We start from the raw sequence: 17,992 nt of genomic DNA, 5'->3' as shown, positions 1-17,992 counted from the left end.
AATAACACTGCTCGTCGATCTCTCTACGATTTATACGTGATGTTTCTTTTTGATGATTTCATGATAAGCATGCCATGTACCATAGCCAAGTAGCGGCATGGTGACGATCATTCCGATTCCGTAGGTTGCAAAGCCCACCAGAATACCGGTACAAATAATACTCGCCCACACGACCATTGCAGGGATGTTCGATTTCACGGCATTAAAGCTAGTGAAAATAGCGCTCATGACATCAACACGTCTCTCCATCATCAATGGAATTGAAAAGGCAGAAATACTGAATATTAGGCTTGCGATAACAAAACCAATCACAGAACCCGTGATTAAAAAGGGAGCAAATTCGGTCAATGGCGCGCCTTGTACTGAAGGGTAGAGTGCGTGCAATAACGCAGCGATACGCATCCAGAATATCATCGCGACCATTAATACAATCGCAAAGGCCCATTGATGGGTAGAATTACGCGTGATGGCTTTCATCGAGTGCAATAGACTAGCGTTGTGCCCTTTTTCTCTTTCCCAAGCAGCGTCATACAAGCCCAGAGCAAGAAATGGCCCTATCAACATGTACACGATCAAACTTGGCATCACGACCAAGTGCGTTCCTTGCCACTGGACAAGTTGAACAATGGCGATTGCCGCAGCCATAAAGCACAGCCCGTAAAACGCGCTGATTAATGGCATTCTCACTAAGTCATGCAGAGCAAGCGACAACCAATGAAAGGGTGCAGAAATACTGATTTGGTTGCAAGGAATGGTGCGAGCATAATCCTGATCGCTGACCTTGTGTTTTTTATCGTTCAGTTCGGATGGGTGCGCGGTACGAGGCATAGATCCCCCTAGTTAAATAACGTCCTAGTTATAATTCCATAGAGCTCAATATTGTGGCTTAAATGAGCATTATGGGATTGAGCTAAAGTGCTCGTTATCGTCCTAGTTATTGTTCTAGCGTTCACTTAACTATTGATATTAGGCTTAACTGCATTGGGGTTAAATGTGAGCTTGATCTGCTAGGAGTTACCTTAACTATTGTCATTAGTACTAGAAAACACAAATTATCAATGGCTTTTTATACTAAGTGGTTAACTGTAAAGAAGGCAGGTAGAGCGAGTTACGCAGAGTAAGGGTTAGATAAGTACATAAAAATAAAGCCCTTACTAACAAGTAAGGGCTTTAAAGAAACAAATCGCAGTGGCTAAATTATTTTAGACCGGCGAAGTCGGCAAGGATTGCTGCTTTGTCAGTCGCTTCCCAAGGGAACTCTTCACGACCGAAGTGGCCGTATGCAGCTGTCTGCTTGTAGATAGGTTGAAGAAGGTTCAGCATTTCTTGAAGACCGTATGGACGTAGGTCGAAGTTTTGACGAACCGCTTCAATAATGATTTCGTGAGCGACTTTCTCAGTACCAAACGTTTCAACCATGATAGATGTTGGATCTGCAACACCGATAGCGTAAGACAGTTGAATCTCACAACGATCAGCCATACCAGCAGCAACGATGTTTTTCGCAACGTAACGCGCTGCGTAAGCTGCAGAACGGTCAACTTTCGATGGATCTTTACCAGAGAATGCACCGCCACCGTGGCGAGCTGCGCCGCCGTAGGTATCAACAATGATCTTACGACCTGTTAAACCACAGTCACCCATTGGGCCACCGATTACGAAACGGCCTGTTGGGTTGATGAAGAAGTTAGTGTCTTTGTTGATCCATTCAGCAGGAAGTACTGGCTTGATGATCTCTTCCATTACCGCTTCACGTAGATCCGGAGTTGTTACTGAATCACAGTGTTGAGTAGAAAGAACAACAGCATCAATACCAACAATCTTACCTTGGTCGTACTGGAATGTTACTTGAGATTTCGCATCTGGGCGAAGGAAGTCAAGTTTGCCGCTCTTACGTACTTCAGCTTGCTTCTTAACAAGAAGATGAGAGTAAGTAATTGGAGCTGGCATTAGGATTGGTGTTTCGTTAGTCGCGTAACCAAACATGATGCCTTGGTCGCCAGCGCCTTGCTCTTTAGGGTCTGCTTTATCGACACCTTGGTTAATGTCTGGAGACTGCTTACCAATTGTGTTTAGAACGGCACAAGAGTCAGCGTCAAAGCCCATATCAGAATGAACGTAACCAATTTCACGTACTGTTTCACGAGTGATTTCTTCGATATCAACCCATGCAGACGTTGTTACTTCACCGCCAACCATAACCATGCCGGTTTTTACGTAAGTCTCACAAGCAACACGTGCTTTTGGATCTTGTTCCAAGATGGCATCAAGAACAGCATCAGAGATTTGGTCTGCAATTTTATCTGGATGGCCTTCTGAAACAGATTCAGAAGTGAATAGGTGCTTAGCCATGAGAGCTCCACTTTTAGTTTTTAGTTGCAATTAGTTTTTAGTTGCAAACAGTTAAATGCAAATAATTTTAGGCATCGCAAGCTAGCAAGCGCTGCCATTAAATACAGTATATTTTGTAGGTGTTTCTACATCTAGACGGCTATTCTAAATTCCAGCGGTCGAATTACAAGCTCTTTTTTATGATATGTCATAACTAAACGTTTGCGTATCGGTCGGTATAAGCCATTGCCAAGCGATGTAAATGTTCGAAAATTGCGAAAAATGACTGTTAAAATGCCAGTAAAACGTTTGCAGTCGCTAAAGTCGTTTGAGAGAATACCCGCGCTAATAAGAATGAAAATTTTAGCATTAATCTCTTTTTTAAATCGCTTATGTACTCAGGAGCAGACATGCCTTCTCGTAAAGATCTAGCCAATGCAATTCGCGCACTTAGCATGGATGGCGTTCAACAAGCAAATTCAGGCCACCCTGGCGCACCTATGGGTATGGCTGACATCGCTGAAGTTCTTTGGCGTGGTCACTTGAACCACAACCCAGGAAACCCAGAGTGGGCTGACCGCGACCGTTTTATCTTGTCTAACGGGCATGGTTCAATGTTGATTTACTCTCTGCTTCATCTGGCAGGTTACGAGCTCTCAATTGAAGACCTTAAGAACTTCCGTCAGCTGCACTCTAAGACGCCTGGTCACCCTGAGTACGGTTACGCTCCTGGTATCGAAACAACGACAGGCCCTCTAGGTCAAGGCATCACTAATGCTGTTGGTATGGCAATGGCTGAGAAAGCACTGGCTGCACAGTTCAACAAAGAAGGCCACGACATCGTAGACCACTACACTTATGCATTCATGGGTGATGGTTGTCTGATGGAAGGTATCTCTCACGAAGCATGTTCTCTAGCGGGTACGCTAGGCCTTGGTAAGTTGGTTGCTTTCTGGGATGACAACGGCATCTCTATTGATGGCGAAGTTGAAGGTTGGTTCTCTGACGATACACCTAAGCGTTTTGAAGCTTACGGTTGGCATGTAATCCCTGCTGTTGATGGTCACGATGCTGACGCTATCAATGCTGCAATTGAAGCGGCTAAAGCAGATCCTCGTCCAACACTTATCTGTACTAAAACTATCATCGGTTTTGGTTCTCCAAACAAAGCGGGTACGCACGACTGTCACGGTGCTCCACTAGGTGCAGATGAAATCACAGCAACTAAAGCAGCACTTGGTTGGGAACACGGTCCTTTCGAAATCCCAGCAGATATCGCAGCTGAGTGGAATGCGAAAGAAGCAGGCGCAGCGAAAGAAGCAGCGTGGAATGCTAAGTTTGACGCATACGCAGCGGCTTACCCAGAGCTAGCAGCAGAATTCAAACGTCGTACTAACGGCGAACTTCCAGCTGAGTGGGAAGAGAAAGCAAACGCAATCATTGCTGACCTTCAAGCTAACCCAGCTAACATCGCTTCACGTAAAGCGTCTCAAAATGCACTAGAAGCGTTCGGTGCGATGCTACCTGAATTCATGGGCGGCTCTGCTGACCTTGCGCCTTCTAACCTAACTATGTGGTCTGGTTCTAAGTCTCTTGAAGCAACTGACTTCTCTGGTAACTACATCCACTACGGTGTACGTGAGTTCGGTATGACGGCTATCATGAACGGTATCGCTCTGCACGGTGGTTTCGTACCATACGGTGCAACGTTCCTAATGTTCATGGAATACGCGCGTAACGCAATGCGTATGGCTGCTCTGATGAAAGTTCAGAACATCCAAGTTTACACGCACGATTCTATCGGTCTTGGCGAAGATGGCCCGACTCACCAACCGGTTGAGCAGATCGCTTCTCTACGTCTGACTCCAAATATGAGCACATGGCGTCCATGTGACCAAGTTGAATCAGCAGTTGCTTGGAAACTGGCTATTGAGCGTAAAGATGGTCCTTCATCTTTAATCTTCTCTCGTCAGAACCTTGCACAACAAGATCGTAACGCAGAGCAAGTAGCTAATATCGCTAAGGGTGGTTACATCCTGAAAGATTGTGCTGGTAAGCCAGAGCTAATCATCATTGCTACAGGTTCTGAAGTTGAGCTTGCTGTTGAAGCAGCAGCACAACTAACAGCTGAAGGTAAAGCAGTACGCGTAGTCTCTATGCCTGCAACTGACGCATTCGATAAGCAAGACGCTGAATACCGCGAATCTGTACTTCCATCTGACGTAACTGCACGTATCGCTGTAGAAGCTGGCATCGCTGACTTCTGGTACAAGTACGTTGGTTTCGGTGGCAAGATCATCGGTATGACAACGTTCGGCGAATCTGCACCAGCGGGTGAGCTATTCAAGATGTTCGGTTTCACTACTGAAAATGTAGTAAACACAGCGAAAGAGCTTCTTGCTTAATCATTGACTGATGGCCTTGTGCTAACAGTTAAATGAAGGAAAAAACCGAGCGCTGAGCTCGGTTTTTTGTATCTGGGATTTGTTTTCTCCTAGACTCATCTTTATAAGTAGCAGATCAACCTGTCCTAAGTAGACTGAGGTATTCAAGTAATGCCTTTTGGGTAGGATTCAGTTATCATCTGTTGCACGAAATTTTGGTTAGATGTACGGAACTATGCTAAAAGTCGCGATAAATGGATTTGGACGAATAGGGCGTAATGTATTGCGCGCTGTCTATGAAAGTGGCAAAAGCCAACAAATCAAAGTGGTAGCTGTCAATGAGCTTGCTCAGCCTGACGCTATGGCTCACTTATTACAATACGACACCAGTCACGGTCGCTTTGGTAAGAAGATCTCCAACGATCAAGAGCACATCTATATCCACCATGGTATTGGTGCAGAAGATAAAGGCGAGTTTGATACTATTCGTATCTTACATCTTGCTGATATTGAACTGCTGCCTTGGCGTGACCTTGAGGTGGATATTGTTCTCGATTGTACAGGCGTCTACGGTTGTAGAGATGATGGCCTAGCGCACATCGCTGCAGGGGCTAAAAAAGTTCTATTTTCACATCCTGGTGCGAATGACCTTGATAACACCATTATCTACGGTGTGAATCACGACACTATCACAGCTGACCATCGAATTGTTTCCAACGGTTCATGCACGACTAACTGTATTGTCCCTATCATCAAGGTACTTGATGACGCTTTTGGTATTGAGTCTGGGACCATCACGACTATTCACTCTTCAATGAATGATCAACAAGTGATCGATGCATATCATAGCGACCTTCGCCGTACTCGAGCTGCAAGCCAATCCATCATTCCTGTTGATACCAAATTGCACAAAGGTATTGAAAGGATCTTCCCGAAATTTTCTAACAAGTTCGAAGCGATATCTGTGCGTGTGCCTACGGTAAACGTAACTGCGATGGATTTAAGTGTCACAATTAATACAAATGTGAAAGTTAATGACGTAAATCAAACCATTGTTAATGCGTCCCAGTGTACATTACACAATATAGTTGACTATACTGAAGCGCCGCTCGTTTCCATCGACTTTAATCACGATCCCCATAGCGCAATTGTTGATGGTTCACAAACGCGAGTGAGCAACGGCCACCTAGTGAAAATGCTGGTGTGGTGTGACAATGAATGGGGCTTTGCGAACCGAATGCTGGATACGGTTCTTGCAATGCAAGCTTCTGAAGGCAAGAAGTAAGACCTAGAAGCAAATGTGCGGATTATTTATTTTTTAGCTTGAAATAAATACAAAGTATCCACATATTATGAGTAGTTAAAGAATTACCAGTTGAATAATTTATAGGCTTAGCAGGGTTGCTGAGTTTCCAAAACTTTATATTTATTTAAATTTGAGAGGACAAAACATGTCTGTGATCAAGATGACTGACCTGGAACTTGCAGGTAAACGCGTATTTATTCGTGCTGACCTAAACGTACCAGTAAAAGACGGTAAAGTAACTTCAGATGCACGTATCCTTGCATCTCTACCAACTATCAAACTTTGCCTAGAAGCTGGCGCAAAAGTTATGGTTACTTCTCACCTTGGTCGTCCTACTGAAGGCGAATACAACGAAGAGTTCTCTCTAGCACCTGTAGTTAACTACCTAAACGACGCACTAGACTGCGAAGTTAAGCTAGCGAAAGATTACGTTAACGGCCTAGAGCTAAACGCTGGTGAACTAGTTGTTCTTGAAAACGTTCGCTTTAACAAAGGCGAGAAGAAAAACGAAGAAGCACTTTCTAAGCAGTACGCTGCACTATGTGACATCTTTGTAATGGATGCATTCGGTACAGCTCACCGTGCACAAGCTTCTACTCACGGTGTTGGTACTTATGCACCTGTAGCATGTGCTGGTCCTCTTCTAGCTGCTGAACTTGAAGCTCTTGGCAAAGCAATGGACAACCCGGCTCGTCCACTAGTTGCTATCGTTGGTGGTTCTAAAGTTTCTACTAAACTAACGGTTCTAGAGTCTCTTTCTAAAATTGCTGACCAACTTGTTGTTGGTGGTGGTATCGCGAACACGTTCATCGCTGCTGAAGGCCACAACGTAGGTAAGTCTCTATACGAAGCAGACCTAGTTGAGACAGCTAAGAAGCTAATGAAAGAGTGTGCTATTCCAGTAGCAACTGACGTTGCATGTGCTAAAGCTTTCGATGAAAACGCTGAAGCTGAAATCAAGCACGTTTCTGAAGTTCAAGACGACGACATGATTTTCGACCTTGGTCCAGATTCAACGGCTGCTCTTGCTGAAATCATCGGCAATGCAAAAACTATCCTTTGGAACGGCCCTGTAGGCGTATTCGAATTTAAGAACTTCGAAGCGGGTACTGCTGGTATCTCTAAAGCAATCGCTGAATCTGCAGGTTTCTCTGTAGCCGGTGGTGGTGACACGCTAGCAGCTATCGACAAGTTCGGTATCAAAGCTGACGTTTCTTACATCTCTACTGGTGGTGGCGCTTTCCTTGAGTTCGTTGAAGGTAAAGTACTTCCTGCAGTAGCAATGCTTGAAGAGCGTGCTAAAGCATAATTGATTCAGAAAGGCGAGATGTGAATCTCGCCTTTTAACGTTTGCGGCATATCACACTTTTTTGCTAGAATGGCACAAGTTGTGAGCAAACGATTGCAAGTTTTTGAACTTAAGTTTTTTAATCTTAAAACGATAGAATAAATAGGACTATTTCCATGTCTAAGATCTTCGATTTTGTAAAACCTGGTGTGATTTCTGGCGATGACGTACAGAAAGTATTTGAAGTAGCAAAAGAAAACAAATTTGCTCTTCCTGCTGTAAACGTTGTTGGTACTGACTCTGTAAACGCAGTACTAGAAGCAGCTGCTAAAGTTAAAGCTCCAGTAGTTGTTCAGTTCTCTAACGGTGGCGCTGCATTCTTCGCAGGTAAAGGCGTTAAACTTGAAGGTCAAGGCGCACAAGTTCTTGGCGCTGTAGCTGGTGCAAAATATGTACACGCTGTAGCTGAAGCTTACGGTGTTCCAGTTATCCTGCACACTGACCACGCTGCTAAGAAACTTCTTCCATGGATCGACGGTCTACTAGACGCTGGTGAAGAGTTCTTCGCACAAACTGGTAAGCCTCTATTCTCTTCTCACATGCTAGACCTTTCTGAAGAGTCTCTAGAAGAGAACATCGAAACATGTGCTAAGTACCTAGAGCGCATGGCTAAAATGAACATGACAATCGAGATCGAACTTGGTTGTACTGGTGGTGAAGAAGACGGCGTTGATAACTCTGATATGGACGCATCTGAGCTTTACACTTCTCCAGAAGACGTAGCATACGCATACGAGAAACTAATGGCTGTTAGCCCACGTTTCACTATCGCTGCTTCTTTCGGTAACGTACACGGTGTTTACCAAGCTGGTAACGTTGTACTTACTCCAACTATCCTACGTGACTCTCAAGCATACTGTGCAGAGAAGTTCGGTATTGCACCTAACGCTCTAAACTTCGTATTCCACGGTGGTTCTGGTTCTTCTGAAGCAGAAATCCAAGAGTCTATCGGCTACGGTGTTATCAAAATGAACATCGATACTGATACACAGTGGGCAACTTGGGATGGTATCCGTCAGTACTCTGCTGACAACTTCGACTTCCTACAAGGTCAAATTGGTAACCCAACTGGCGAAGCTGCTCCAAACAAGAAGTACTACGATCCACGCGTATGGCTACGTGCTGGTCAAGCTTCAATGGTTGCTCGTCTAGAGAAAGCATTTGCTGACCTTAACGCTGTAGACGTACTATAATTCTTTGAATTAAGTACTCTTTAAGTTTTTAAAACCCGCTCATAGAGCGGGTTTTTTTATGTCTGATAAAAACTTGTATTAAATATGTGAAAAACCTAGCCTACGGTGAATAAATTTCGTAGTCTTTTAGTTATCGGTATTTGTGTTTATTAGTAAGTTTTATTAATTCAAAAGCTTACATAAATATGACTTTGCAATCTGTCAAAGATAGGATATCGTGCCGAAAAACTGAACTTGGTTCAGTTTATAAAAAGGACTTGGCTTTAATTTACTTTTAACACAATGACTTAACAGAGGTTAATCTTTTTCGTTATCGTAGAGTAAGTTTGGCTTAAGGCAGTTTAGCCCATAGCATATTATATAGAGGATGCACATTATGGCTGATAGTTCGACAGCAATTGAAACCCCACTTGTGGACGGCTTGTCTCACGCTGAGCAGTGGTTAACAAATAATTCAGACCTATTTATCCAATATGGCGTAAATATCATTTCTGCACTGATAATTTTATTTATCGGTAACATCATCGTTAAAGCAATAGCGAATAGCGTGTCCAAGGTTCTTGAGAAGAAGAAAATGGACCGAGCTGTTGTGGAGTTTATCCACGGTTTAGTTCGTTACTTGTTGTTTGTTATTGTTCTTATTGCTGCACTTGGTCGTCTAGGTGTTCAAACTGCATCTGTGGTCGCTGTTATTGGTGCTGCTGGTTTAGCGGTAGGTCTTGCACTACAAGGTTCGCTATCTAATTTTGCTGCCGGTGTACTTATTGTTGCATTCCGTCCATTCAAGTCAGGTGACTATGTAGAGATTGGTGGTGTAGCAGGTTCGGTTGATTCTATTCAAATCTTCCAAACAATCCTAACAACGCCAGACAACAAAATGGTTGTAGTACCTAACGGCAGTGTTATCGGTAGTCCAATCACAAACTACTCTCGTCATGCGACGCGACGTATTGATCTAATGATTGGTGTTTCTTACAACGCTGATCTTCAGAAGACAAAAGCGCTACTGACTAAGATCTGTGAATCTGATGAGCGTGTACTAAAAGAACCTGGCGTTCAAGTTGGTGTTCATACACTTGCTGATTCTTCAGTTAATTTCGTAGTTCGTCCATGGGTTAGCACGGCTGACTACTGGAGTGTTTATTTCGACCTGATGCAAGCAATCAAAGAAGGCTTGGATAATGAAGGCATCGAAATTCCATTCCCGCAAATGGATGTACACATGAATAAAGTAGAAGCTTAATCTCTAGTTCGTTTTTATAGCGATAAGCTTTTATAAAGAAAGGCGGATAACTTAAGTTATCCGCCTTTTTTGTGGGCTACGTTTTGTTTTGAAATCAGGTTACACGTATTGTTCAACTAGTCCGTTGGCAAGTACAAACGCAATAGCAAACATCATAGCCGCTACTGCGATATCGATGCCTTTCTTAACATTCGGTTTAGATAGCGTTGGGCCTAATTTTGCAGCGCCTAGTGACAATGAGTAAAACCACACGAATGAAGCCAAGATCGTCCCCATAGCAAACGCAATTCTGTCATTACCTTCAAATTGCCCACCGATTGAACCTAGAATCACTACGGTATCCAAGTAGAGGTGCGGGTTTAACACGGTCACCGCTAACGCACCTAAAACAACGGTACGCTTGCCACGAGCCAGTATCTCACCCTTTGATTCATTACTTGTACGTGTTCTAAATGCACTACGTAGTGATAACAACCCATAGACCGTTAGAAAGGTAATACCACCCAAAGTGACAGAGGTTAACAACAATTCATTTTGCGAAAGGATCGCTCCTCCGCCAAAAATACCCAATGAGATAAATAAGGTATCGAGCAGGCTACAAATTGTCGCTGTCGTTAAATGATGATTGCGCTTTATCCCTTGATTTAGGACATACGCATTTTGAGCGCCAATAGGGATGATCATGCTCGCCCCTAGACCAAAACCTTGTAATAAAACCCAAAAATTCATTTTAACCTCCACTTATTTAACGATATTTATGTGCTATATGGCGAAGATACTCTGACCCTTTGAATAAGTATAATTAATGATTTTAATCTATTATTAGAGTTGCTAATGTAAAGGATGATTAGGTTAAAAAGGAAGCAAGTTGATGCGTGGGTTGGACTATAAGTGGATAGAAGCACTCGATGCTGTGGTAAAACAACGCAGTTTCGAAAGGGCCGCTGAGCAGTTATATATTTCTCAATCAGCGGTGTCACAGCGTATCAAGCAGCTCGAAAAGTGGATAGCACAGCCGGCTTTAGTGAGAGAAAATCCACCAAGGCCGACACCGGCAGGTAAAAAGCTTTTGGGTTTATATCGTCGAGTTCGCTTACTAGAGCATGAGCTTGTACCTGAGCTAATGAATGAAGAGGGTTCTCAACCATTATCGATCTCTATCGCAACCAACGCTGATAGCTTAGCAACTTGGTTGTTACCAGCATTATCGGATGTAATGACGTCGCGTCAGGTTGAATTGAATCTTGCGATTCATGGTGAATCGAGAACCATTGAGAAGATTAAAAGCGGTGAGGTTGCAGGGGCGATCAGTTTAGAGTCCCAAGCGATTCCGGGCTGCAGTGCAGACTATCTGGGTAGGATGGATTATGTGTGTGTATCTAGTCCGGATTTCCATGAACGCTATTTTTCTGAGGGTGTAAATTACGTAACGCTCAGTAAAGCTCCGGCTGTTTCTTATGATCAATACGATGATCTACATAAGAAGTTTTTGCATGATCATTTTAATGTACCAAGGGACAGCGTTATTAATCATACGGTCGGCAGCTCGGAAGCATTTGTGCGTTTGGCGCTGTCAGGTGTTGCTTATTGTTTGATCCCTCGATTGCAGATCATTGATGAGCTAGAGTCCGGTGTATTGATCGATATTACGCCCGGCTTTTTGTTGTCTTATCGAATCTATTGGCACCATTGGCAACTAGAGAGCGGGGTATTAAAAGAGATATCTCAAGCGATATTAAGCTATACCCACAATCACTTACCTCAGTAAGCTGTTGGTTTTTACAGCGTCAAAGTTGTGTTAGAAGTCCTTCCGTGGGATTGGTTATGTTACAAATTGCTCTATGATAAAAGAACATTTGTTCAGCATAGGTCTACCTAATGAAGTTTGTACCAAAGATGTTAGCAACGTCTCTTACTCTTACTCTTACTCTTACTCTTACTGTTGCGTTGAGTTCTGTGAGTTTTCCATCATTGGCTAACTCGCCATCTTTTCCGCATATCTCAACGACGGGCTACGGTGAAGTGATCGCAACACCAGATATGGCGACATTTTCCGTGAGAGTCGTAGAATCGACGATGACTGCTGAACAGGCTAAAAATACCGTTGATAAAGTGGTGACTGGTTTTCTTAACAAGCTGCATCAAGCTGGTGTAGATGAGGCGAGTGTGCACAGCTCGAACCTCTATTTATCGCCTCAGTACCATTACCCTAAAGATGGTAAGCCTGAATTGGTGGGCTATAGAGCTTCACGTAATGTGACAGTTCAAGTGAATGAGTTAGCAAATCTCAATGAGTATATGGATATTGCTATTGGGCAGGGCATTAACCAGATCGATAACATCCAGCTTCAAGTTCGTGACCAAGCTAAGTATCAAGAGCAAGCGCGTTTAGAAGCAATCAAAGATGCAAGATCAAAAGCCAAATCATTAGCGAGCGGTTTTGAACGAGAGTTAGGTGACGTTTGGCGCGTAGATTACAACGCACAATCTTCTCAGCCTGTATTGATGCGTTCAATGGCGATGGATGCAAGAACCGAGTCGAATTCTTATGAAGATTCGACGATCACCATTCGTGACCGAGTGAATGTGATCTACCAACTAGAAGAGTAGTGAGCGTACTTCAAAGAGTCGTTAGATCATCATGATCTATTTACCTACGGTAGACTAAATACTAAAAAGGCTCTCATTGTGAGAGCCTTTTTGTTGTTACTTAAGATCTAATTCGATGATTAGTGAAGTAAACGAGCGCGGATTGTGCCTTCAATTTCTTTCAACTTAAGCAGTGCTTCTTCTGAACGGTTTGCTTCTACATCAATAACCACATAACCCATATCTGCTGCAGTCTGTAAGTACTGACCTGCGATGTTAATCCCTTCTTCAGCGAAGATGGTATTAATTTGAGTTAGGATTCCTGGGCGGTTTTCGTGAATGTGAAGTAGGCGAGAAGTACCTGTATGCAGTGGCAATGATACCTCTGGGAAGTTAACGCTTGATAGTGTTGAACCGTTATCTGAGTATTTAGCCAACTTACCTGCAACTTCTACACCGATATTCTCTTGTGCTTCTTGTGTTGAACCACCTACATGAGGAGTAAGAATCACGTTATCGAATTGCATCAATGGCGACTCAAATGGGTCGGCATTGGTTTTTGGTTCTGTTGGGAATACATCAATTGCTGCACCTGAAAGGTGACCAGAATCTAGAGCGCCACACAGAGCCGGAATATCGACTACAGTACCGCGTGCTGCATTGATAAAGATAGAGCCAGGCTTCATGCGCTCGAACTCTTCTTTACCCATCATGTTCTTCGTTTCATTGGTTTCAGGTACGTGTAAAGAGATCACGTCACACTTATTCAGCAATTCAGTCATGGTATGGACTTGAGTTGCGTTACCTAGAGATAGTTTGTTTTCAATATCGTAAAAGTAAACGCGCATGCCAAGGTTTTCCGCAATAATCCCCAGCTGAGTACCAATGTGGCCGTAACCAATAATACCGAGACGCTTACCACGAGCTTCGTTTGAGTTATCGGCACTCTTTTTCCAAATGCCGCGGTGAGCAAGTGCGTTCTTTTCAGGAATACCACGTAATAGTAGTAGAACCTGGCCAAGAACCAGCTCAGCCACGCTTCGAGTGTTTGAGAACGGAGCATTGAAAACAGGAATACCGCGTTTTGCTGCCGCTTGAAGATTGACTTGGTTAGTACCAATACAGAAACAACCGACTGCAACTAGCTTTTCAGCTGCATCAATCACTTCTTGGGAGATGTTTGTGCGAGAACGGATACCAATGAAATGAGCATCTTTAACTGCTTCAAGAAGTTCATCTTCAGGTAGCGAGCCTTTATGGTACTCAATATTTGTGTAACCAGCGGCTTGCAGTACTTCTACAGAAGAAGGGTGAAGACCTTCCAGAAGTAGAATTTTAATCTTTTCTTTTTCCAGTGAAACTTTGGCCATTGTTCTCGTCCTTAAAATGGAAAGGTTGGGCAAATGCGGCGCACGTGCTACAAAATGGCTGAAAGGGGAACAAATTCACCACTTTGTCAGGAGACAAACGTTTTCCCTGTGCGTCTTCTGAACAATAAAGTAACAAAAAAAAAATGTTTTGGGTAAGAAAATTACGGAATAAGACATAATTTTACAGACAGAAAGCAAAAAAAACGGCGCCCTTGGGCACCGTATGTAATGAAGTAACAGAAAAACTCAATTTTCTATTATTTATTCTTCGATTTTTGCACCTTCAGGTGTGCCAGTGATTACCACATCAGCACCACGGTGAGCAAAAAGACCAACCGTCACCACACCTGCGATACCATTGATGATATCTTCCAGTTGTTTTGGATTTTCGATGGCCATGCCGTAAACATCTAAGATCACATTGCCGTTATCGGTTGTGCAGCCTTCGCGGTAAACTGGGTCACCACCAAGTTTTACTAGTTCACGTGCAACGTATGAACGTGCCATCGGGATAACTTCAACAGGCAGTGGGAATTTACCCAATACATCAACGGCTTTAGTACCGTCAACAATACAAATAAACTTATCAGAGATCGCCGCTACGATTTTTTCACGGGTCAGTGCAGCGCCGCCGCCTTTGATCATGTCACGTGAACCGTTAATCTCATCTGCGCCGTCGACATAGATGTCTAGTTTGAACACGTCGTTGCACTCAAAAACTTTGATTTCTAGTGCTTCTAATTTTTCAGTAGAGGCTACAGAGCTTGAAACCGCACCTTTGATTTTGTCTTTCATTGTGCCAAGTGCGTCGATGAAGTGATTTACTGTAGAGCCAGTACCTACGCCGACAATGCTGCCTTCTTCAACATATTGAAGTGCTGCCCAGCCAGCTGCTTTTTTCATTTCATCTTGAGTCATGCCATTCTCCTGAATAAGGTCTTGCGCTTTGAATTAATCGTTCGCGTATTGAAGTTAACGTTTATATATCGAGGTTAACGTTTGCGGCGCGATTATAGCGCTTTAATGGTTGTTTTCCCATTGCCAAGTTTTACTCGGAGTCACGATTTTAGGTAACGGAATGTCCCATTCTTCAATCGGTAGGGTATCAACATGCTGGCAATCATGAGCTAAACCAATGGGAGTTGCGCCTTCCCCTGTCTCGAACCACTTCGCCAAGGTGCGATCGTAATATCCGCCGCCCATACCTAGGCGATGGCCATGGGAGTCAAAGCCGACAAGGGGCGTAAGAATAAGGTCTAGTTGTTGGCACGGCTTAACGAGCAATTTATTGAGCTGAGGTTCGACAATACCGTATTTATTCAACACAGTGGGTGTGGTTGGCGAGTAGTGCAGGAACAGAAGATGTCCGGCAGAGAAGGGGTGTAATACTGGTAAATAAGTTTGCTTACCTTGCGCCCATAACCATTCGACTAAAGGCTGAGTATCGAGTTCGCCATCAATGGAGATATAGAGGGCAATATGTTGAGCTGACTGAATCTCATTGAGTTGAGAACATTGCTTTACTAAGTCGATACCGGATTGAGTTTGTTGTTCGCCAGATAAGGCATTGCGTTTGATACGGATCTGTTTGCGAAATTCGCTGCGTGTGAGCGTCTTCATAAGAAGGGATACCCCAAAGTGCCGTTGAGAATAGATGGCCCTTGAACCAGCGAGTTCAAGGCGGATCAGCAATGATTACCGTAGGCTTCTCGGTCAGGCCGAGCATGCTCAATAGCACTCAAGTACTAACCCTTAGGGATTGCTTATCGGCTCGGGGACGTGAATCCTCTGACAAACACTCCAGGGTAAATTTTGTGTACGCTATTGCTGTCCGTGCTTAACTTTACTGAGAACATCTGAAAGTGATGTCGTGAGCTGTTCCATTCGCTCGGTCAGTGCGTTTTGTTCGTCATTTGCTTCAAACTTCTTGGTTTGTAATTCGTAGCAAATATTCAGAGCTGCAATCGTTAGCAGCTTCACTTCATTGGTTACCTTAGTACGTTCAGCCATCTCTTTCAATCGATTATCAAGATCGGCCGCCGCTGCAATCAATGACTCTTCTTGCCCTGGGGGACAATTCACTCGAGTCAGTTTTCCTAATATTTCAACGTCTACCGCTTGATTACTCATGATGGATGAACTCTTTAACGCGCTATTTTTAAGGCTGCTGCTCTTTATCATTTTTTTTAAAAGAAAAAGTGCAAGTACCGATGAGGAAGCAATCTCCTCTGAGGGAGAAACTATAGGTAAACCGCTATTAAGATTCAAGCTTTTCAGAGTGACTGTTTGTAAATGAGAGCTTGAGCACACAGTAATTCAGCAAATTGAACAATTGGTAGTCAGTCATCCTTCAATTGCTCAGGATCGATGCTTACCAGAATTGGGGTGAAGTGGTACGATTAAACTATCGATATAAAGAATAACTGAGCGAGCTATCTGATGAGCGAAACTACTTTACCTGACTACCTAACGGTTGCGACTGAACTTCAATCGGCAAGTCTAGCCGTAACCCCTGCTGAGATGCATGGTTTATTAACGGGTATGTTGAGCGGAGGCTTAAACCTAACAGATAAAAGCTGGCAACCACTTATCTTTGATTACACCAACGAAGGTATGGGATGGCCAGATCGTGCTTTGACATTAGCGGAAGCGACACTAAAAGTAACGACCAGTGAAATCACAGGTTCAGGTATGGAACTATCTATGTTGCTGCCTGATGAAGATGCAAGTGCAAGCTTGTTTGATTTGGCGGATGGCGTTTCTGACTGGATTAACCACTTTATTTCTGGTTTAGGTCTGGTTGGCGCTCAATTAAACAAAGCGTCTGACGGTACTAAAGAAGCATTAGCTGATCTTGAAGAGATGGCAAAGCTCGGTATCGACGAAGAAGATGATCTAGAAGAGCAAGCACAGTTGCTAGAGCATGTTATTGAGCACGTAAAAGCGTGTGCATTGACAATTCATGCTGAATTCGGTGCTCGCCCATCTGAAGATGTGGCTCCAACCATTCATTAATCCGTTTGTCGGTTTGAGGTTATGATGGCTCAGTATGATGTTGTAATTGCTGGTGGTGCAATGGCAGGGGCTACGTTAGCTCTTGCTCTGAACCAATTAAGTCAAGGTTCCTTGTCGATTGCGGTAGTGGAGCCTTATCAGGTTAACCATCAAGCTCATCCAGGGTTTGATTCTCGTTCGATTGCTTTGTCTTATGGCACGGTACAGATCCTCGATTCTTTGCACTTGTGGCAAGCTATTGCTCCGGTTGCGACTCCGATTAAAGATATTCACGTATCGGATCGAAGTCATGCCGGAATGACAGATATCTACAGTGAAGAGCTTGCGGTAGATGCACTTGGCTATGTGGTTGAATTGGCGGATGTGGGGCGAATCTATCAGCAAAAGCTTGAATCAGAAGCCACAATTACGATGCTTTGCCCTGAGTCTGTCAGTAACGTGGTACGTGATGAAGCACTAACTACCATTGAACTGACAAGTGGAAAGACAGTCACAACCAAATTATTGGTTGCTGCTGATGGTGCTATCTCAACCTGTTGCCAGCAACTGAATATACCATTGAGTGAACATGACTTTGAGCAAGTCGCTGTGATTGCTAATATTGTGGCGAGTGAACCCCATCAAGGTCGAGCATTTGAGCGTTTTACTCATCATGGGCCCGTCGCTCTATTACCGATGAATGACAACCGTTTGTCGCTGGTTTGGTGTTTGTCACCGGAACAAGCACATCAAGTTATGGCTTTAAACGATGACGAATTTCTTGAGCAGTTGCAGAATGACTTTGGTTGGCGACTTGGCCGATTAAAGAAGGTAGGCAAGCGTGCTAACTACCCATTGATTCTTCGCCACCGCCAACAAAATATTTCTCATCGATTCGCGATTATAGGTAATGCAGCTCAAACTCTTCACCCGATTGCCGGGCAAGGTTTTAACCTCGGTATTCGTGACGTCGCTTCATTAGCTGAAGAGCTGTGTTCTCAATTGGATGACGTGGGTCGTTATACCGGTCTTGTTAACTTTAGAAAGCGTAGAGAACAAGACAGAGATACCACGATAACGCTGACATCAAGCCTAGTCCACCTGTTTTCAAACGATTTTTTGACTGCTCGTATTGGGCGAAATCTTGGGTTAGCTGTCATCGATAACCTCCCACCTCTTAAAGGTCCACTTTTGCGTCATACGCTTGGCCTAGTAGAAAGATAAGGTAGAAAAA

The 17,992-nt window shown here is 43.7% G+C and carries 16 protein-coding genes and 1 other RNA gene; 9 read left to right on the top strand and 8 right to left on the bottom strand.

What is annotated here, in order from left to right:
• Positions 1-30: 30 nt before the first annotated feature.
• A complete protein-coding gene (locus IQO02_RS07455) occupies positions 31-828 on the bottom strand; it encodes a DUF2189 domain-containing protein (RefSeq protein ID WP_010435681.1) in 798 nt (265 codons plus the stop codon).
• 369 nt (positions 829-1,197) lie between these two features.
• Entirely contained in the window at positions 1,198-2,352 is a 1,155-nt protein-coding gene (gene metK, locus IQO02_RS07450) for a methionine adenosyltransferase (protein ID WP_010435682.1), read from the bottom strand.
• A gap of 389 nt (positions 2,353-2,741) precedes the next feature.
• Here metK and tkt point away from each other — a divergent pair, with 389 nt between their 5' ends.
• The 5 genes from tkt to mscS all read left to right on the top strand — a co-directional run bounded on the left by tkt (position 2,742) and on the right by mscS (position 9,805).
• Entirely contained in the window at positions 2,742-4,736 is a 1,995-nt protein-coding gene (gene tkt / locus IQO02_RS07445) for a transketolase (protein WP_010435685.1), read from the top strand.
• A gap of 214 nt (positions 4,737-4,950) precedes the next feature.
• The gene (epd, locus tag IQO02_RS07440; RefSeq protein WP_010435688.1) at positions 4,951-6,000 is read left to right on the top strand and encodes an erythrose-4-phosphate dehydrogenase; all 1,050 of its coding nucleotides are present in this window, start codon (positions 4,951-4,953) and stop codon (positions 5,998-6,000) included.
• Positions 6,001-6,166: 166 nt separating this feature from the next.
• On the top strand, positions 6,167-7,330 hold the full coding sequence (locus tag IQO02_RS07435) for a phosphoglycerate kinase (RefSeq protein ID WP_010435691.1): 1,164 nt from the start codon (positions 6,167-6,169) through the stop codon (positions 7,328-7,330).
• A 155-nt stretch (positions 7,331-7,485) separates the two neighbouring features.
• Entirely contained in the window at positions 7,486-8,562 is a 1,077-nt protein-coding gene (gene fbaA / locus IQO02_RS07430; RefSeq protein ID WP_010435694.1) for a class II fructose-bisphosphate aldolase, read from the top strand.
• A 376-nt stretch (positions 8,563-8,938) separates the two neighbouring features.
• Positions 8,939-9,805, top strand: a complete 867-nt coding sequence (gene mscS / locus IQO02_RS07425) for a small-conductance mechanosensitive channel MscS (RefSeq protein WP_010435697.1) — start codon at positions 8,939-8,941, stop codon at positions 9,803-9,805.
• A gap of 99 nt (positions 9,806-9,904) precedes the next feature.
• Here the strand turns inward: mscS and IQO02_RS07420 are convergent, their stop codons facing one another.
• Positions 9,905-10,534: a LysE/ArgO family amino acid transporter gene (locus IQO02_RS07420; RefSeq protein ID WP_016768180.1), complete on the bottom strand. Its 630-nt coding sequence runs from the start codon at positions 10,532-10,534 to the stop codon at positions 9,905-9,907.
• 142 nt (positions 10,535-10,676) lie between these two features.
• Between IQO02_RS07420 and IQO02_RS07415 the strand changes: the two genes are divergently transcribed.
• Positions 10,677-11,573 carry a LysR family transcriptional regulator ArgP gene (locus tag IQO02_RS07415; protein WP_016793497.1) on the top strand — a complete coding sequence of 299 codons (897 nt, stop codon included), beginning with the start codon at positions 10,677-10,679 and terminating at the stop codon, positions 11,571-11,573.
• 110 nt (positions 11,574-11,683) lie between these two features.
• Positions 11,684-12,415 (top strand): oxidative stress defense protein, encoded by a 732-nt coding sequence (locus tag IQO02_RS07410; RefSeq protein ID WP_016796667.1) that lies wholly within the window; start codon positions 11,684-11,686, stop codon positions 12,413-12,415.
• A gap of 119 nt (positions 12,416-12,534) precedes the next feature.
• Here IQO02_RS07410 and serA read toward each other — a convergent pair whose 3' ends face one another.
• The 5 genes from serA to zapA all read right to left on the bottom strand — a co-directional run bounded on the left by serA (position 12,535) and on the right by zapA (position 15,894).
• Positions 12,535-13,764 (bottom strand): phosphoglycerate dehydrogenase, encoded by a 1,230-nt coding sequence (serA, locus tag IQO02_RS07405; protein ID WP_010435707.1) that lies wholly within the window; start codon positions 13,762-13,764, stop codon positions 12,535-12,537.
• 261 nt (positions 13,765-14,025) lie between these two features.
• The gene (gene rpiA / locus IQO02_RS07400) at positions 14,026-14,682 is read right to left on the bottom strand and encodes a ribose-5-phosphate isomerase RpiA (RefSeq protein WP_009847664.1); all 657 of its coding nucleotides are present in this window, start codon (positions 14,680-14,682) and stop codon (positions 14,026-14,028) included.
• Positions 14,683-14,784: 102 nt separating this feature from the next.
• Entirely contained in the window at positions 14,785-15,384 is a 600-nt protein-coding gene (locus tag IQO02_RS07395) for a 5-formyltetrahydrofolate cyclo-ligase (RefSeq protein ID WP_016788329.1), read from the bottom strand.
• 6 nt (positions 15,385-15,390) lie between these two features.
• A non-coding RNA gene (gene ssrS, locus IQO02_RS07390) (6S RNA) lies at positions 15,391-15,574 on the bottom strand.
• Positions 15,575-15,585: 11 nt separating this feature from the next.
• Positions 15,586-15,894 (bottom strand): cell division protein ZapA, encoded by a 309-nt coding sequence (gene zapA / locus IQO02_RS07385; RefSeq protein WP_004735366.1) that lies wholly within the window; start codon positions 15,892-15,894, stop codon positions 15,586-15,588.
• Between the two features lie 309 nt (positions 15,895-16,203).
• On the opposite strand from zapA, the gene IQO02_RS07380 reads away from it, so the two are divergent.
• Entirely contained in the window at positions 16,204-16,779 is a 576-nt protein-coding gene (locus IQO02_RS07380) for a YecA family protein (RefSeq protein WP_010435718.1), read from the top strand.
• A 24-nt stretch (positions 16,780-16,803) separates the two neighbouring features.
• Positions 16,804-17,982: a 2-octaprenyl-6-methoxyphenyl hydroxylase gene (ubiH, locus tag IQO02_RS07375; RefSeq protein ID WP_010435721.1), complete on the top strand. Its 1,179-nt coding sequence runs from the start codon at positions 16,804-16,806 to the stop codon at positions 17,980-17,982.
• Positions 17,983-17,992 lie beyond the last annotated feature (10 nt).

It is taken from the genome of Vibrio sp. OPT24 (assembly GCF_015163545.1).
GTDB lineage: Bacteria > Pseudomonadota > Gammaproteobacteria > Enterobacterales > Vibrionaceae > Vibrio > Vibrio cyclitrophicus.
This window is presented reverse-complemented; position numbering and strand designations above follow the sequence as displayed.

Bases quoted from the DNA above. Each gene is read 5' to 3' on its own strand.
- IQO02_RS07455 (WP_010435681.1), bottom strand. From the start codon at position 828: ATGCCTCGTACCGCGCACCCATCCGAACTGAACGATAAAAAACACAAG.
- metK (WP_010435682.1), bottom strand. From the start codon at position 2,352: ATGGCTAAGCACCTATTCACTTCTGAATCTGTTTCAGAAGGCCATCCA.
- tkt (WP_010435685.1), top strand. From the start codon at position 2,742: ATGCCTTCTCGTAAAGATCTAGCCAATGCAATTCGCGCACTTAGCATG.
- epd (WP_010435688.1), top strand. From the start codon at position 4,951: ATGCTAAAAGTCGCGATAAATGGATTTGGACGAATAGGGCGTAATGTA.
- IQO02_RS07435 (WP_010435691.1), top strand. From the start codon at position 6,167: ATGTCTGTGATCAAGATGACTGACCTGGAACTTGCAGGTAAACGCGTA.
- fbaA (WP_010435694.1), top strand. From the start codon at position 7,486: ATGTCTAAGATCTTCGATTTTGTAAAACCTGGTGTGATTTCTGGCGAT.
- mscS (WP_010435697.1), top strand. From the start codon at position 8,939: ATGGCTGATAGTTCGACAGCAATTGAAACCCCACTTGTGGACGGCTTG.
- IQO02_RS07420 (WP_016768180.1), bottom strand. From the start codon at position 10,534: ATGAATTTTTGGGTTTTATTACAAGGTTTTGGTCTAGGGGCGAGCATG.
- IQO02_RS07415 (WP_016793497.1), top strand. From the start codon at position 10,677: ATGCGTGGGTTGGACTATAAGTGGATAGAAGCACTCGATGCTGTGGTA.
- IQO02_RS07410 (WP_016796667.1), top strand. From the start codon at position 11,684: ATGAAGTTTGTACCAAAGATGTTAGCAACGTCTCTTACTCTTACTCTT.
- serA (WP_010435707.1), bottom strand. From the start codon at position 13,764: ATGGCCAAAGTTTCACTGGAAAAAGAAAAGATTAAAATTCTACTTCTG.
- rpiA (WP_009847664.1), bottom strand. From the start codon at position 14,682: ATGACTCAAGATGAAATGAAAAAAGCAGCTGGCTGGGCAGCACTTCAA.
- IQO02_RS07395 (WP_016788329.1), bottom strand. From the start codon at position 15,384: ATGAAGACGCTCACACGCAGCGAATTTCGCAAACAGATCCGTATCAAA.
- zapA (WP_004735366.1), bottom strand. From the start codon at position 15,894: ATGAGTAATCAAGCGGTAGACGTTGAAATATTAGGAAAACTGACTCGA.
- IQO02_RS07380 (WP_010435718.1), top strand. From the start codon at position 16,204: ATGAGCGAAACTACTTTACCTGACTACCTAACGGTTGCGACTGAACTT.
- ubiH (WP_010435721.1), top strand. From the start codon at position 16,804: ATGGCTCAGTATGATGTTGTAATTGCTGGTGGTGCAATGGCAGGGGCT.